The 16,017-nt window shown below is 68.6% G+C and carries 8 protein-coding genes; 2 read left to right on the forward strand and 6 right to left on the reverse strand.

Annotated features, from left to right (window positions below; translation table 11 throughout):
* The 6 genes from PX653_RS20195 to PX653_RS20220 all read right to left on the reverse strand — a co-directional run bounded on the left by PX653_RS20195 (nt 1) and on the right by PX653_RS20220 (nt 11,141).
* A complete protein-coding gene (locus PX653_RS20195; RefSeq protein ID WP_277414518.1) occupies nt 1-795 on the reverse strand; it encodes a YfaP family protein in 795 nt (264 codons plus the stop codon).
* The gene (locus PX653_RS20200; RefSeq protein WP_277418621.1) at nt 792-2,486 is read right to left on the reverse strand and encodes a DUF2300 domain-containing protein; all 1,695 of its coding nucleotides are present in this window, start codon (nt 2,484-2,486) and stop codon (nt 792-794) included. Before PX653_RS20200 ends, PX653_RS20195 begins: the two co-directional genes overlap by 4 nt.
* A complete protein-coding gene (locus tag PX653_RS20205; RefSeq protein WP_277414519.1) occupies nt 2,486-7,009 on the reverse strand; it encodes an alpha-2-macroglobulin family protein in 4,524 nt (1,507 codons plus the stop codon). The genes PX653_RS20200 and PX653_RS20205 overlap by 1 nt, the downstream gene beginning before the upstream one ends.
* An 8-nt stretch (nt 7,010-7,017) precedes the next feature.
* A complete protein-coding gene (locus PX653_RS20210) occupies nt 7,018-7,701 on the reverse strand; it encodes a DUF1175 domain-containing protein (protein ID WP_277414520.1) in 684 nt (227 codons plus the stop codon).
* A complete protein-coding gene (locus tag PX653_RS20215) occupies nt 7,680-9,257 on the reverse strand; it encodes a DUF2138 family protein (RefSeq protein WP_277414521.1) in 1,578 nt (525 codons plus the stop codon). Before PX653_RS20215 ends, PX653_RS20210 begins: the two co-directional genes overlap by 22 nt.
* A 111-nt stretch (nt 9,258-9,368) precedes the next feature.
* Nucleotides 9,369-11,141 carry a DUF885 domain-containing protein gene (locus tag PX653_RS20220; protein ID WP_277414522.1) on the reverse strand — a complete coding sequence of 591 codons (1,773 nt, stop codon included), beginning with the start codon at nt 11,139-11,141 and terminating at the stop codon, nt 9,369-9,371.
* A gap of 143 nt (nt 11,142-11,284) precedes the next feature.
* Between PX653_RS20220 and PX653_RS20225 the strand changes: the two genes are divergently transcribed.
* Nucleotides 11,285-14,362: a hypothetical protein gene (locus PX653_RS20225; protein ID WP_277414523.1), complete on the forward strand. Its 3,078-nt coding sequence runs from the start codon at nt 11,285-11,287 to the stop codon at nt 14,360-14,362.
* Complete coding sequence (locus tag PX653_RS20230) at nt 14,359-16,017, forward strand: SWIM zinc finger family protein (protein ID WP_277414524.1); 1,659 nt, start codon at nt 14,359-14,361, stop codon at nt 16,015-16,017. The genes PX653_RS20225 and PX653_RS20230 overlap by 4 nt, the downstream gene beginning before the upstream one ends.

Here is a 16,017-nt window from a genome sequence, read left to right on the forward strand (position 1 = left end):
TCAGAATTTGAAGGTTTTGACGAGGGTCAGCTCGCCGATACTGCGCAGCGGCACGACGAATTCCTCGCGCCGCTCCCTGGCTGTGTTCTCGTGATAGACCAGCGTGATGCGCGTGGTGATGATGGGCCGCTGGCGCGTGGCGTCGTCGAAGTGATAGCCCGAGCTGCCGAAATTGCCCCAGTAGTTGATCCACACCTGGTACAGGCCGCGCTGCGGGGCGGCCATCACGAAGTTCTCCGGCCCCGGGCCATCCACCGTATCCACGTCGAGTCCCCCGCCATTGGTCAGCACGGGATGGCCGAAGTAGGCATGCTGGCCGTCCGGCGTGACGATGTGCAGGTCGACCTCGGCCTGGTTGTCGTCCCATGCGGCGATCACGCGGATCACGGCCTGCGGCTGCGTGGTGTTCGCTTCGTAGAACTGGACCCGCTTGACTGGCTTGCCGTCCGGGGCGCGGATCTCGACGCTGTTCGAGCCCGCCCCGAACGAATAGGCGCGCGCATAGCGGCCATCGTCGTCGGTGTAGAGCGGCGTCGGATTGCCGTTGACGACCAGCTTGTGGAACGGCCGCTGCTTGCTGGCCTGGCGCAGGTGCCCTTCGATCATGCGCCGGTTCGACTGCGTACCGCGATCGATCAGCGCGTACGGATAATTGACGGCCAGCTCCTGCGAGCGGTCGGTCAAACCGGCGCGGTTCCAGCCGCCCTGCGGTCCCACCAGGGTACGATCCTGCGCGGACGCGGGCCAGGCGGCCAGCGCCAGCAGTACGGCGGCAAGGGTACGACAAGCTTTCATGGCGGCTCCAGGTTGATATCGACGAGGCGGCGCGCCAGCCGCTCCACATAGTCTTCGTCCTGCCCGCGCGGATGCTGGCGCAAGCCGATGTGCAGGTACTCGTGCGCCAGCGTGATGCGGTCTTCGCGCGTGGACAGCGGGCGCATGAAGATGCGGTTGCGCGACTGCTCGGAATACGGTGCGCCGCTGGCCAGCTCGCAGACGATCGGCAGCGCCGGCGGCGCCTCGTAGCCCGCTTCGCGCACCAGTTGACGGCGCCAGCGCGGCAGCGTCGCCGCCAGCCAGGCTTCGTTCCGCGCCAGCCGCCGGCAGCGCGTGCCGCTGTTGCCGGCCACCGCCAGCGAACCGGCCGGATACGCAGCCGCCAGGACTTCATCGAAATGCTTGCCCTGCCGGGCCTGCGCGACAGCCTGCGTCCACACGAGCGTATCGGGCGCCGGGGTATCGCGGTGGTAACGCACCGTGACGCCATCGACGACCAGCTGGTCGGTCCAGCGTGCCAATGCGAGCGCCTCGGGCGTTGCCGGGTTCGGGCTGACGCGCTGGCGCGCGCTGCTGTCGGCGATCTGCTGGCAGCCGGCCACCAGCCGCGCGTTCTGCTGCAGGTAGCTGCGCGCGGCGATCGCCAGCGCCTTGCCCGCCTCGGCATCGTGCGCGCTGCCTTCGCGGTCGATCACCCGGGCGACGTATTCGTTGACACCCATGCGCCCGCGCACGCGCGGCCGGCCATCGCTGTCCCGTTCCACCAGCAGCTCGCCCGTGCTGCGCAGCGCCAGGCTGTTGCCGTTCTCGAACGTCACGACAAAGCGGCCGTTGAGCGCCCCGGCCAGCACGTCGCCCTCGCTGCCGCGCACCGTGCGAACCGGGTAGCGGGCAAAGTAGTCGACCATCACGCAGCCGGCGTCTTCCGGACGCGCCGCTGGCAGCGCGGCCGCCAGGCGAGGCGCCCACTGCCGCAGGATGCCGGCGCTGGCGCCCTCGCCCGCGAACCAGACCGGCGTGCCGTCGGCCAGCCAGCCCGCCGCACCGCCCAGCCGTCGCCCAGCCGCGCCGTCCCGGCGGTTCTCGTGCCAGGAAAAGGTCTTGACGCGCAGCTGGCTGCCGAACCAGCGCACCGTGTCGGCACCGCGCCCGTCCAGCACCACTCGCAGCAGCGCGCTTTCCGCTTCCGCGCGGCTCGATGCGGGAACGCTGGCGAGGACGCGCAGCAGGCTGTCGAGGCGCACTTCGCGGCCGGGCTCCAGGCGCGCCGGATCGGCCAGCCACGCTAGCTCACCCACAGGCGCGGTGCCCAGGTGTTTCGTCCAGTAGGCGCGCCAGGCCGGCAGGCCGATCGCCAGCCGCTGCGGCGCGAAGAACAGGCCGCACGACTGCGCCAGCGCCGCATCGCGCTCGATCGTCCCGCCGGCGTCGCAGCAGTACACCTCTTCCGGGTCGCGCCCCGTGCAGCGATAGTCCGGCATGGGCGTGCGCGTGTCCACCGCATACGTGTAGACGAACAGCTTCCACAGGCTGCCCAGCGGCACCGCGCGACTGCCGTCGAACGGCCGCGGTGCCGGGCCGCCCTGGCGCAGCTGCACGACACGGGTGGCGCCGTCCTGGCGCCAAGCCACGTCGAGGGACGCGGACGATGCCTGCGCCGCCGCCAGCGCGGACAGCGCCAGCACCCGCGCGATGCCGCGCCGTGGCATCACTCCACCTTCAGCGTGCGCATGCTCTTGCCGCCGCCCTCGAACGCCTTCTGGTCCGGCTGGTACATGCGGTAGTAGCGGGCCGGGGGCAGCACGTACGTGCCCTTCTGCGCGAAGCGCAGCAGGTGGCGCACGGTGATCTCGCCATCGAGCGGCTCGACCGGCACGGCGTAGCCATCGCGCCGCTCGACGTGGCGGGCACGCTCCAGTGGCACCGGCGTCGCGCCGGCCATCGTCATGCCCCACGTCGTCGGCTCCACGGTCGCGCCAGGCGGCAGCGCCACTTCCACCAGGCCGTAGCGATGCCGCGCGCCGGCGGCCGGCTTCAGGCGCACTTCATCCAGATACAGCTCGTCGCTGCGCAGCGCTTCGCCCGCCTTGACGAGTTCCGTCTTGTAGCCGTCGCTGCCGCGCACCATGCGCAGGATGCGCCGTTCCACCGTCACCGCCAGCGTGCTGCTTTCGGCACCGCGGCTGTCGTACTGCACGATGGCCGTGGTGCCGGCCGGTGCGGCGCCAGCGATACGCAGCGCGGCCGGTACCGTCTTCGCATCCGTCCAGCGCCAGGTTGGCTGGCCGGTGCCGCTGTCGATCTTCTGCCAAGGACCTTCCAGCGCGACCGCCGGCGCCTTGCCGAACGCCGCGCCGCCCAGCTTCTTCTGCACCCACAGCAAGGTCAACGTCCGGTCGAACGTGGGCGCCTCCGCCTTGACAGCGCCCAGTACCGTCTCGGCCTGCGTGGCAGGCAGCTCGCCGGCAAGCATCAGCAGGGCCTGCGCCACCGGTGCCGGCACGGCACGCAGCGTGGTCCATGCCGCCGCCACCTGCTCCTGCAATGGAGGCGGCAGCGCGACACCGTTCTGCGCCGCCACCAGCGCCAGCAGGCCAAAGCCCATCGACTGGGTAACGCGGTCGTCGGCTGCGCCCAGCAGCAGGCTGGCGCCGGCGCCTTGCGGCCGCGCCTTGTCGGCCAGGACCGCCGCAGCGCTGTCGCCGACCAGGCCTTCCACCAGCGTCTTCGCCGCAAGGCCCATCTGCTGCGCCATCCACAGCGTCAGCGCGCGCCGCGTCAGGCTGTCCTTCAGGCCCGTCTCGGCGTACACGGCCAGCAGGTTGTCCCAGTGCTCCGCCGGCAGCTCGATCTGCAGCGCGCGGGCCGCGTACCAGTCGGCGTAGTAGGCATACGCCGTCATCAGCGCATCGCCCTGCGTGGCATTGCCCCACCAGCCGAAGGTAGCCTTCGGTCCGGCCATCGACACCAGGCGCAGGCGGCTCGATTGCAGCCGCGCCAGCAGGCGCTCGCGCAAGCCGGCGGCATCGCCGCCCAGGCTTTGCGTGGCCAGGGTCAGCGGGATGATCTGGCTGGCGGTCTGCTCGACGCCACCGTACGGATGCTCGATCAGGTCATCGACGATGCGGGAGAACTGGCCGGCGGCGCCCTGCACGAACGCCACGCGGACATTGCGCGCATCGGGCGGCAGCTTCAGCGCCGTCTCGGCCCCGGCCAGCGCCAGCGCCTGCGAGCGCGGGCTGCTCCAGGCCGCCGGCTGCACCCGCAGGGCCGTGTCGACGGCGTCCACCAGCCTGCCGTTCTGTTTTACCTCCAGGCGCAGCGCACCGGCGTTGCCGGCCAACGGGAACGCCACGTAGTTGACACCCGGGTTGGCATCGATCCTTTCCGTCTTCGCGAGACCGGCGCCCGTCAGCGTCACGTCGAGCGCCTGCTTGGTACCGCTCTGGTTGAACACCGCCACCGTGGCGCGCGGCGCGTCGCCAGCGCGCATCCAGTCCGGCGCCGTCCACTTGGCGTAGAACGCCTTGTCGGAGCGCAGGTAGCCCGTGCGCTGGCCCACGCGGCCCTGCCCATCCATCGCGCGGCCCGTGATGCGCCAGCGGGTCAGCGCATCGGGCATCGTGAACGTGACGCGCGCGTGGCCGCTGGCATCGGTCTTCAACGACGGGGCCCAGAAGGCCGTGTCGACGTTGTCGCGGCGCGGCCGCTCCAGCACCTTGACGCCGCGCTCGTTGTAGTTGTGCCGCGCCGGCACGCCGCTGGTGCGGCCCTGCGCCATGTCGTAGCTGATAAAGGACAGGCTGGCCGTCGTGCGCACGTTGTTGCGGCGGGGATGATAGAAGAAGTCGGCGATGTCCGGCGCGATCTCCGGCTGCAGCACGTAGATCATCTCGTCGACCACGCCCAGCGCCACCAAGGTCGATACGGGCTGGCCGTCCAGCGTGGCCGTCACGTCCAGTGTGACCTTCTCGCCCGGCTGGTAGACGTCCTTGTCGGCCTTGAACTGCAGTGCGATGCGCGGTTCGATGACCTGCAAGCCGGCGTTCTCGAACACGAATTCGCCATTGCGCGTGGCGGCGACGGACAACGTGATGTTGGGGCCATGTTCCGCCGTGACCGGGATGCGTACGCGCCACTGGTTCGGCGCCACGCGGGTGGCCTTGAACCAGCCGGCGCCGCCCTTCAGCAGGCCGTACTGCTCCACCTTGTCGCGCTCCAGCGTGACCAGCGCCTCGTCGGCAGGCTGCGAGAACGTGACCAGCGCCTCGGCCGTTTCGCCCGGGCGGTAGCGCGCCTTGTCCAGCACGATCTCGATGCTGCCCGGCGTGGTCTTGACGCCCGCGCCGGTGACCCAATGGCTGGCGGCGGCCAGCAGGTTGCCGCGCTCGTCGCGCAGGCTCAGCTGGTACGAACCGGATGTCGGAAACACCACGTCCCAGCCCTTGGCGGCCGGGTTGAAGGCACCCGACGTCTTGGTCTGCTGCTCCAGCTGCACCATTTCCCAGCGTACGGGGCGGGCGGCGCCCTTGCCGTCCGCCGTCAAGTCGAAGTGCACCGTCTGGCCCGGGTCGGAAAACTGCCTGGCGGCTTTCAGCTGGTAGCTGCTGGCCGAGCGGGCGATCAGCAGCTCGCGCGTCGTCTTGACGCGGTAGGCCGCGCCGTCGGTGGCCAGCACCGTCAGGATGTAGCGCGACGGCTCGGCCGCCGGCGGCAGCGAGAAGTCCGCATTACCCTTGCTGTCCGTCTTCAGTTCGACCGTTTTCAGCTCGACGGGGAACAGGCCGCTGTAGCGCAGTTCGCCTTCCACCATCGTGTTCTGCTGGCTGCGCAGCGACAGCGTCAGCGCCGCGTCTTTCACAGGCTTGCCGTCCGCATAGCGCAGGGCGATCGTGCCGCTGACGTTTTCCCCGGTCTTGAACTCCGGCTGCTTCGGCTGCACGTTGATCTCGAAGTGCGGCTTGATGTATTCGGCCACGCGGAACGCCGCGCCATACATGTCGCCCTGGTACGCGAAGCGCAGCTCGTAACCGCCCGCGCCGGCCCGCTCGGGCAGGCGGAAGCGCGTCTCGGTGCCGTTTTCGGGCGACAGCTGCAAGGTCTGCGTCAGGAGCGGCGTGCCGTTCGGGTCGTACACCGTCAGGGCGACCGGCGCCTGGGCCGCGGCGGCCGAGACGCGTGCCGACTTGAAGTCGCGCGCCAGGAACTTGACGTTGACTTCGTCGCCCGGGCGATACAGGGGGCGGTCCGTGACGGCGTAGATCTTGGTGTTGTAGATCTCGCTGTCATAGTAGAAGTTCTCGGAGACGAACACGCCGCCGCTGCGATCTTCCCCCAGCACGTAGGTGTGCTCTGGGCTGCCGCGCTCCAGGGTGGCGACGCCGTCGGCGCCGGTGACGCCGGACTGCAGCACGCCCGTGCCGTCGGTCCAGGCCACGTTGGTGCCGGCCACCGTCGCGCCATTGTCGCGCCGCGCCGTCCACACCAGCATCTGGCCGGAGGAAACCTTGGTGACGGCGATCGTGTCCGAGACGAACACCAGGGTGGTGGCGCGGTGCTGGCCGATGAGGGCTTCGACCAGGTACAGGCCAGGTTTCCGCTTGCCGATCGGGATCATCACGTTGCCCGCGCCGGTCGGAATGAACTCGCTGCTCGAGCCGTCCAGCTGCACGCCCTTCGGCGGCGCGATCGGCTTGGCTTTCCAGATCGGGTAGCGGAAGCTGTCGACCATGTCGAAGCCCTTCAGGGGCTTGTATTGCGGGTGGTTCGCGAACACCACCGGGCGCCGGATCGCCTCGCTGGTGGCCAGATGCGGCTGCTCGCCCGTCACGGCGCGGCGCGCCTCTGGCGAGAACAGGCGGCGCCACGCGAGGCGCGACTGCTTCCACCAGCTGTCCCATAGGAAGCGCAGCGTATTGGCCAGCCCTTCGCCCTGGTAATTTCCGGCGACCTGCACACGGTGCAGGTTACGCTGCTTCTTCAGGAACTCGAGCGGCTCCGGCACGCGATACACGACGATGTCCGCGCCGGAATACGCTTCCAGGTTCATGCGACCCATGTCGCGGCCCGGCACTTCCAGCCGCACGCGCGCTTCCTCGCCGCTGCCAAAGCCGGTGTCGGCCAGCAGGAAGAACGGCTCGCCCTTGAATGGCGTGTAGCTGCCGACCGCGGCCTCGGTCTCCTGCGCGATCGCACCAGGAACAGAGAGCAGCGCGGCCAGCGCCGCCACCATGCACAGCTTCAGGACAGAAAGGAAAGCCGGAACACGCCGGCGAAGTTGGGATTGTTGACCGCTGGTTGCCACCGCGTGTCCTTCCAGTTCGTGAGTTGATCGATATCGACGGTCCGCAGACCGTTGTCTTCCGGGGTGACGGTGCCCGTGTGGTACGCGATGCGCGCGCCCATCCACACCATCAGATGTTGTTCGTCGCCCTGGTCGAAGAACAGCAGGTCGCCGGGCTGCGCCTGGCTGATCTCGCGTGCGACGAAGCGGCTGTTGTTCTGTACCAGCGCCAGCGCGGTGACGAAGTGGCCGACCTTGCCGTCCGACTGCACCCAGCGGTTGCGCAGTGCCGCCTGCGCCGGCGTCAGGTTCAGTTCCGGCGGCAGGCGCCGATCGGTCGCGATGCCATTCGCTCGCAGCCACTTCGCATCGTGCACGGCCAATGCCTCGTTGACGGCAAAGCGCACCAGGCCCGCACAGTCGCGGTGATGCCAGCGCGGCGACGGGCCCTGTTCCACCTGGGCGCTGACGATGCGCAGCATCCAGGCCTGGAACGCGCGCGTCTGCGCCTGCGACAGCCGCACCTGTGCCGTCGGCGGGCCTTTCAGCGCCAGCGCCGCCGGCGCGAGGGTCCCACCGGCACACAGCGCCAGCAGCCGCAGCGCCGCGCGGCGCCCCGTCAATGGCCGATGACCTGCCATTCCAGCGGCTCCCACGCGGTACCGGACTTCGGCAGCGCCTTCAGCACCAGGCGGTACGGCGGATATTTCTTCAGCGCGTTCAGGCGCGGCACCAGGTGTTCGTCGGCCGCGCCGCGCAGCACCGGTTCCTGCTTCGCGGGCAGCGTATTGAAGGTCTCGCGCTGGATCAGCTGGGCCAGCGACGCCGGTGCGATCACGCCCACCGTGCGCGCCGCGTCGGGCAGGCGATCCGCGGTCGCGGCAGCCTGCTTGCGCTTGACGGCGAGCACTTGGTCCACCAGCTTCGGATCGGGCGAGTACACGACGAGGTTGCCCGATACCGCCAGTGTCGGCGCGGCCGCCCCCAATGCGGTGTCGACCGGCTGCTGCCAGCGCAGTGCGCCGCCCTGCGTGACCGGCTTGCCGACCTGCTGGTTACCGCCGACGGCGGCCGTGAACAGGCTGCCGAACAGGGCATCGGGCGCGTTGGCGCGCGTGGCGACAAACACGGGCGTGTGCAGGCGCGAGCTGGCGTACCAGCAGGCCGCGGCCGGACCCTGCATCTGCCCGGCCAGTGCGTCGGCGCCGTCCGCGCCCAGCGCTTGCAGGACCGGTTGCGCCGCCGCCCAGTCCACCGGCACCGTGAAGCAGGCGCTCGGGTTGAGCGGCAGCGCGGCCCACAGCGCCCGGCTGTCGTAGCCGCCTTTACCCAGCTTGCCGCCATCGATCAGCGCCTGCGAGCGCCATGCGCCCTTGCTGAAGTCGAAGCGCAGCGCCTGCAGGGCACTGAAGAACGGCTGGTAGCCGAACGCCAGCACGTCGGCCTTGACGGCCACCGTGTGGCCCTTGACCGGCTGCTCGGGCAGCAGGAACCGCTGGTGGAATTGGCGGCGCCCGGCGGCATCCTTGCCGAGCAGGCCGATAACGGTCTTTTCCGCCGTACTGTCGATGTCCGTGCCGATCTTGCCGCGATAAAGCATGCCCGGATGCGACAGGATCAAGAGCCGGTCGCCATGGGCGGCCAGCAGCAGGGTGCGCTGGTAGGCGTAGTCCAGCGCGAAGACGTTCACCTTGCCGCCATCCACGTTCAATGTGCCGGCGATGCGCATCTGGCTGTCCTTCAGCGCCACCTTGCCCGCCTCCTCGAGGAGCCGGGTCAGCTTGTTGCGCGAGACGGCGATGGCGTAATGCTGCAATGAGCCGTCGACATCGCGCCAGACGGCGACGTCGGCCGGTTCGTCCAGCACCATGCGAATGAGCTGGTCGCCCCAGCCCAGTTCATGCTCGTAGGCGATGCGGCGCAGGCTGCCCTTCAGGCCCAGGCGGTCCTCGTTCTGCTCGTAGTAGAACAGCAGGTCCTCGCGCAGCACGTCGCGCGCGAGCGGAATGGTCAGCAGGTCGCGCGGCAGGGTGGACAGGCTTTGCGTGACGATCAGCGCATCTGGCGCCGACAGGTCCAGCTGCAGGTCGTGCACCGAGCCGCGCTGGTGGCCCCAGCCGAAGGTGCGATAGCTGATGACGGCCGCGGCGACGAGCACGATGCCCGCCGCCGCCTTGCCCAGCGTTTTCTTGTTCATGAGGTGCCCGGAGGATGACTTATCTTCTAAACCATTAGCAATTTTATCACATATTAATTGCTAACGAGAATTGGATAGTACCCCCGGCACCGCATGGCGCCCGATGCTGGCTCAGCGCTGGGACGGCACGAGTTCCTCCATCACGGCCTTGCGCAGCAGCGCCGGCGGCACCAGCCCCTGCGCCAGCACGAAGTCGTTGAAGGCCTGGCGGTTGAACTTCCCGCGCAGCGCCACCTCGGCGGCCTGGCGGGTTTCCATCAGGCGCTGATAGCCGTAGAAATACGATGTGGCCTGGCCCGGCGAGCGGAAGATATAGCGCTGCATTTCCTGCGTCGCCATACCTTCGGACAGGCCCACTTCATCCATCAGGAAGCTCTTCACACCGTCGGGCGTGATCTCGCCCAGGTTGACCATCGGGTCGAGGAATGCGCGGGCGGCACGCTGCAGGCGCGCCTGCAGGGCGAACAGCTGGCCGTCGAGCGGTTCATACGGTTGCATCTCCGCTTCCGCATACAGCGCCCAGCCCTCGACATTGACGCTGTTGAAGGCAAACACCGCGCGCGCCGTCGACACGCCGGCCTCCATCATCTTCGCGAATTGCAGCTCGTGGCCAGGGCGCGCTTCGTGCGCGGTCAGCGTCCAGCTGGCCGCCTGGTGCGTGAAATCGTCGAACACCAGCGCCTTGCCGCTGGCATCGGGCGGCATGCCCGTCGTCAGCACGAATTCGCCATATTCGCCCGTGTTGCCGATCAGGCGCGGCGGATTCATATGGGGCGCGGGCTGGCGCGCATTTTCGGCCGGCGTCGCCAGGCGGATCACGGCTTTGCGCGATGGCAGCGACACGATGCCCTGCTGGCGTACCGCGGTTTCGATCTGCGCCAGCCGCTCAACATACAGCGGCATGACCTTGTCGGCAGGGATCTGCTGCTTCTTCAGTTCCTTCATGACGGCGCGGTAGTCCGCATCCGGCAGCTTGCGCTCCTGGGCGATCAGGCCCGCCGTGATGTTCATCTGATTGCGGATCTCGGCGAACGACGTCAGCGCCTTGGCAATGAGCTCCTGCGGCGTGATGTCGACGCCGAACTGGCGCAGGTTGTCCGCATACAGTTCCGGCGGCAGCCGATGATCGGTGCGGGCTTTCGGCAGAACCTGCGCGCGCACGTGCGCGTCATAGGCCGTCAGCTGCTTCTCCAAGGCCGCGTAGGCCGGCTCCCAGCCCTTGACGTCGCTCTTCGCCAGCAGCTCCTTCATCCCCTTGAGCAGCGTGGGGCCGTCATTCAAGGCCTGTTCCACTTCGCCCTTGTAAGGGCCCAGCAGGTTCCTGTTTGCCTTCAGGCGCTCCTGCAGCCGTTCCTGTGCCAGCTCGGCGATGGGACGATAGCCCTTGGCCAGCCCCGCATACTTCTCCAGTCGCTTGACGACCAGCTGCTGGCGTTCCTTCGGAATGCGCGGATCGAGGGTCGCGCGCACCACGCCGAACAACAGCTGACCCACGTCCACGTACGGCATCAGGTATTTACGTTTCAGCGCTTCGGAGCGCAGCTGGTCCTGGCCGGTCTTGATCAGGATTTCCAGGTCCTGGCGCACCTTGGGGTCCGACTCGCTTTTGAGCCGCGCCTGCAATTGCGCGATCACGGCACGGGTGTCCTTGTTGGTCGCCTCGAACAGGTCGCGCGACATGTCCGTGATCTGCTCGTCGAATCCGTCGACACCCAGTTCGGTCGCGTTTTCCGGCGAATACTTGGCCACGACATTGAGCAGCAGCTTGGCATTCTCGTTGCTCTTCGTGACCCAGGCCTGCTCGGCGCCCCACGCGGGCAGCGCCAGCACCGCAAAGCCCAGGCCACCGATCATGCTGCGCAGTTTCCAGTTCGTGTTCGACATTCGATTCCTCGTTGATTAATCGGAGCGTGAATTATCTTAGCATTATCGTTAGCGCCGACAGTTTTATCGCTCTGCCATTCTTATTTACTGAACAATAATAGTTGGTTAATATTCACCGGTTGACGCGACAAGGAATGCGAGCGGTGAAACTGATCAGAAAAACCAGCCTGGTACGCCGGCAGAAAGACGCTGCGGTTCACTGCGAGATCGAACTGTGCGAAGCCGCCGGGACCGCGGACCGCTACCTGGTGAACTTGCGCCAGGGCCGCATGGACGGCGATTGGCGCGAAAGCACCCGCACGCCGCAACCCGTCGACCTCGCGACCGCCGAGAAGTTGTACCAGAGCGCCGTGGCCGAGCGCCAGGCGCAGGGGTTTGCCGATCCGATGCGGGCGCAGCCCGCACCGGCGCCAATGCCGATCGTCGCCGCCGCACCGGCCGTCAGCGAAGCCGATCGGGTACTGCTGCGCCGCCTCGAACCGGGCAGCTGGAAGCTGCTCGATCAGCACGACCGCAACCGCACCATCTGGCGCATCGGCGAGCGCCGCCTGCGCGCCGCCGTGCCGGCCCTGGTCGACCAGCTGGAACGGGGCGACGCGATGCAGGACTACTGCATCGCCTGGGCCATCGGGCGCTGTGGCGATGCCGGCGCGGCCGTCGCGATGCGCGAATTGCAGACGCGCGGCAAGACCGATGCCGTGCGCCGGATCGCGCTGCAGGCATGGCTGCTGCTCGCCACTCCGGAAGAACGCGAACGGCATGCCGATGCGCTGGTCGCCACGTGGCCGGACCGCTTGCGGGAGGCCCTCCAGCGCGGCGATGCGGTGGAACTGGTGAACCTCGCCCGCAAGAAGCGGGACTGGCGCCAACTGCCGCAGGATAGCTGGCTGGAACAGCTCGACCAGGTCGCGCTGAGCCGGCCGGTGGCGCGCCAGGCGCTGCTCGCATTGCTGCAAACGGTCCAACTGCGCGCGGGCGCGTTCCGCCCCGTGCGCCATCTGTACAAGGCGGCCGAACTGCGCACGGACGGCGAGTTGTTCGCCCTGCTGCAGCGCCGTTTCGAGATCGTCCCGCACCAGCCGGGCGAACGAATCTGGGCGCGCGGCAGCTACCGCCCCTTCGCGGAGGAAGCGGCACATCCGGACAGCACGGCAGCCTACAGCGTACGCACGCGCCACTACCTGCTGCGGCGCAGCTGGCGCACCTTGCGGCGGCTGGGTGAACTGGACGATCCGGCATTCATCCCGATGGCACTGGCCGTGCTGCTGCAACGGGACGATGCCGAAGCCAGTGCGCCGGCCCGCCGCGGTGCGCGCCTGCTGGACCGCTACGCACACTGGCCGCTGTTCAACCACCTGGTGCGCAGCCACGCCGGGCTGCGCCACAACCGTTCCGGACTGACGTGGTATCGGACCGGGGAGCATGGCACCGACGACCTGCGTGCCGAGGCGTTCCCGGAGATCTGGGACCGCCACCCGGCAGCGCTGCTGACGCTGATGCGGCACAGCCGCTGCGAGGGCGTGCACGTGTTTGCCGCGCGCGCGCTGGCGGACAACGAGGCGTTCTGCGCCAGCCTGGGGCTCGACCCGTTGCGCGAGCTGCTGCGCAGCCCTTACGAGGCAACCGCCCGTCTTGCCTTCACCCTCGTGCGGGCGCGTTTCGAACCCGACTTGCCGGACCACGAATGGCTGATGGTCCTGGCCCTGGCGGCGCTGCCGGAAGCGCGCGAGTATGCGATGGCATGCATCGGGCGGGACAGCGCGCACTATGCGGCCGATCCGGTCCTGGTCTGCACGATCCTGTGCGCGCCCGATGCGGCCGTGCGCCGGCATGGCTGGATCCTGTGCCAGGCGGCGTTGCGCCTGCCCGGCGTGCCCCAGGAAATCGTCCTGCAGTTGCTGGACTGGCTTGTACACTGCGACGACGGCGACGATGCCGCCACCACCGTACCGGCCATCGCGCCCGACCTGTTCCAGGCACTGGACAATCCGCTGCACGAAGCGGCCGCCCAGGCGCCGTACGACACGCTGCTTGAATTGGCCGCGCACCGGCTGGCAGCGGTGCGGGAGCTGGCGTGCCGCTGGCTGTTGCTGCACGCGATGCCACCCTTCGGCCTGCCCGCTGCGACGCTGACGGCACTGCTGCGCGACGACGATGCCGCCGTGCGCGCGATGGCGGTACGGCTGTTCGCGGCCCTGCCCGAACACGTGCTGAAGGACCAGCTGGACCTGATCGGCGTCTTTGCCACCAGCCCCGATGCGGGCGTGCGCGCGGCCATCGACGACGTGGTGCGCCGGCTGGCACCCGATGCCGCCAGCGTGGCGGCACTGGTGCCCGCCCTGCTCGACAGCCTGTTCCGCAGCGAGACGGCGGACGGCGTCCATGACGATGTCCTCGGCTGGCTGACTGGCCCGCTGAGTGCCGCGCCGGTGCTGGCCGAGCCCGGACTACTGCGCCGGCTCCTGGCCGCGCAGGGCAAGGGCGCGCAACGCCTGGGCGCACTGCTCGTCGGTCATTTCACACCGGCGCAGTTCGACGTGCGCGACTGGGCAGCTTTCGGCCGCAACCAGAATGCGGCCGTACGCCGCTGGGCCTACGCCGCTTTCACGGCCCACCCGGAGGCGGCGCGGGCCGATATGGAAGCGGCGCTGCGGCTGTTCGACAGCAAGTTCGACGACACCCGCGAGTTCGCCACGCACTTCTTCAGTACCGCCTGCGGCGCCGCCGACTGGACTCCGCTGCTGCTGGTGAACCTGTGCGACCATGCCGATCCGGCCGCCCAGCGCTTCGGCCGCGCGATGATCACGCAGCATTTCGATATCGCCGACGTCACCGAGTTCATGTTCAAGCTGAGCCAGCACCCGTCGGCCAATATGCAGCTGTTCGTCAGCACCTGGCTGGAGAGCGCATGCGGCGGCGATGCGGACAAGCTGCGCCGCCTCGAGCCCTACTTCCTCACTGTGCTGTCGCAGGTGAACCGCGGCCGCGTCGTCAAGGGTCGCGTGCAGCGCTTCCTGCGTGAGCAGGCCATGCTGTCCGAAGAGATCGGCGCCGTGGTCGCACGGCTGTTCGCGCGCCAGGTCGTCACCGTGGCCGTCGCCGACAAGGCCCAATACATCGAGGGCCTGCGTGCCATCCAGCAGCGTTATCCGGCCCTGCCGCCAGCGCTGACGATCGTGCCGCCCACCGTGCGCGCCGCCACCGGAGAGAGCGTCCAATGAGATTCAACTACCGCTACTACGGCGCCACCACCGTCGAGAACAGCGCATCGGCCACGGACATGCGCTTCGTACCGGATGCCCTGCGTCCGCCCACGCACTTCGTGGCGGACGTGAACCGCCGCCTGCCGTTTCGCGAGGCAATGTCGGCGCTGCACGACGTGGTCGTGGCCGACCAGCGCTACCAGCCACGCGACAAGACCGCCTACAAGGCGTGGCTGGCGCAGAACGAGGAGCACCTGCTGCTGGAGTTCCAGGCGCGAGCGCAGGAACTGGTGGCGCGCCAGGAACCGTTGAAAGCAGAGCTGCGCGAGGTCCGTGCACGCAAGCAAGCGGTCCTGAAGCCGTTCTACGAGGCGCAGCGCAACTACTGGAACTACCTGTACGCGACCAACCGCGAGCTGTGGTACGTGCTCGATCCCGTCATCACGGTGCACCCGGACCGCATCTTCTTCGAGTGCTTCAGCCGCGACGAATCAAGCTACGCTTCGCTCAGTTGCAGCCACAACGTGTTCGACCGCTTGGGCGACTTCGCCTGCGGCACCACCAACATCGATTACTCGGAAGCGCTGTACGAGCAGTTCCAGAAGATCCGCGACTACAAGAACACGCGGCTGGCGATCGACCCGGGCGGCTTCCAGGTCGCTACGGCCGCCGATCCGGCCTTCATCGAGCAGAAGATCGACGTGCCGGAAAGCTGGGTGCGCGGCTTCCTGCAGGTGAGCAGCGCGATGACGCTGCCGGCGCGCACCTTCGACCTGCATCCGATGGACCTGCACAACTTCTGCCTGCAGCTGCGCCGCCGCAAGGAGCGGGTCGGCCCCCGCTCGCTGCGCTTCGTGCTGACGCCAGGCGCACCGGTGCGTGTGATCTTCGAGCCGTGGAACGAGGAGATCGTGTGCCGCCGCTCGATCTATCCGGGCAATGCGCCGGAGGAGGTCCGCGTCTGGGGCCGCCGCCGGCTGCTGCTGCTGGAACGCCTGATCCCCGTCGCGCACAGCTTCACGGTGCACCTGATGGGGAGCGGCATGCCCAGCTTCTGGATTGCCAACCTGCCGGACATGCAGCTCACGCTCGGCCTGTCCGGCTGGACGGCGAACGACTGGTCCCATGCGGGCCAGTTCGACCTGCTGGCGCCGCGCGGCGACGTCGACAACGACAGCAAGCGCCGCGTCTTCGATGCGCTGGGCCAGCGCTGGCTGGCCAGCGCGGACCAGCTGGCCGCCGACACGGGGCTGTCGCGCCTGGTCGTCGAACGCGCGCTGGCACTGTACACGCAGGCCGGCCGCGTCGTCTACGATCTGACCCAGCGCGTCTACCGCCTGCGCGAGCTGACGCGCGAGCCGCTGTCGCTCGACGAGCTGCGCTTCGCGAGCGAGATCGAGAGCGAGGCATGGACGCTGTTCGCCCTGCATGCGATCGCGCTACAGCGTTGCGATGCGCAACAGGATGGCGCCATGTATCTGCAGGGCGAGGCGCGCAGCGGCGAACGGCGCTACCAGGTGTCGCTGCAGCTCGATGCCGACCTGCGCATCGTCGACGGCACGTGCCAGTGCCCCCACTTCATCCATCACCGGCTGCGCCAGGGACCTTGCGCGCACCTGCTGGCTTTGCGGCTGGCGCAGGGCCGCGACGGCAAACAGGAACCCGCAGCATGA

The organism is Pseudoduganella chitinolytica (assembly GCF_029028125.1).
In the GTDB taxonomy this organism is placed as follows: Bacteria; Pseudomonadota; Gammaproteobacteria; order Burkholderiales; family Burkholderiaceae_D; genus Rugamonas; species Rugamonas chitinolytica.

What these genes read in the sequence shown, in the direction of transcription:
- PX653_RS20215 (WP_277414521.1), bottom strand. Translation starts at nt 9,257, where the DNA reads ATGAACAAGAAAACGCTGGGCAAGGCGGCGGCGGGCATCGTGCTCGTC.
- PX653_RS20200 (WP_277418621.1), bottom strand. Translation starts at nt 2,486, where the DNA reads ATGCCACGGCGCGGCATCGCGCGGGTGCTGGCGCTGTCCGCGCTGGCG.
- PX653_RS20230 (WP_277414524.1), top strand. Translation starts at nt 14,359, where the DNA reads ATGAGATTCAACTACCGCTACTACGGCGCCACCACCGTCGAGAACAGC.
- PX653_RS20220 (WP_277414522.1), bottom strand. Translation starts at nt 11,141, where the DNA reads ATGTCGAACACGAACTGGAAACTGCGCAGCATGATCGGTGGCCTGGGC.
- PX653_RS20205 (WP_277414519.1), bottom strand. Translation starts at nt 7,009, where the DNA reads ATGGTGGCGGCGCTGGCCGCGCTGCTCTCTGTTCCTGGTGCGATCGCG.
- PX653_RS20195 (WP_277414518.1), bottom strand. Translation starts at nt 795, where the DNA reads ATGAAAGCTTGTCGTACCCTTGCCGCCGTACTGCTGGCGCTGGCCGCC.
- PX653_RS20210 (WP_277414520.1), bottom strand. Translation starts at nt 7,701, where the DNA reads ATGGCAGGTCATCGGCCATTGACGGGGCGCCGCGCGGCGCTGCGGCTG.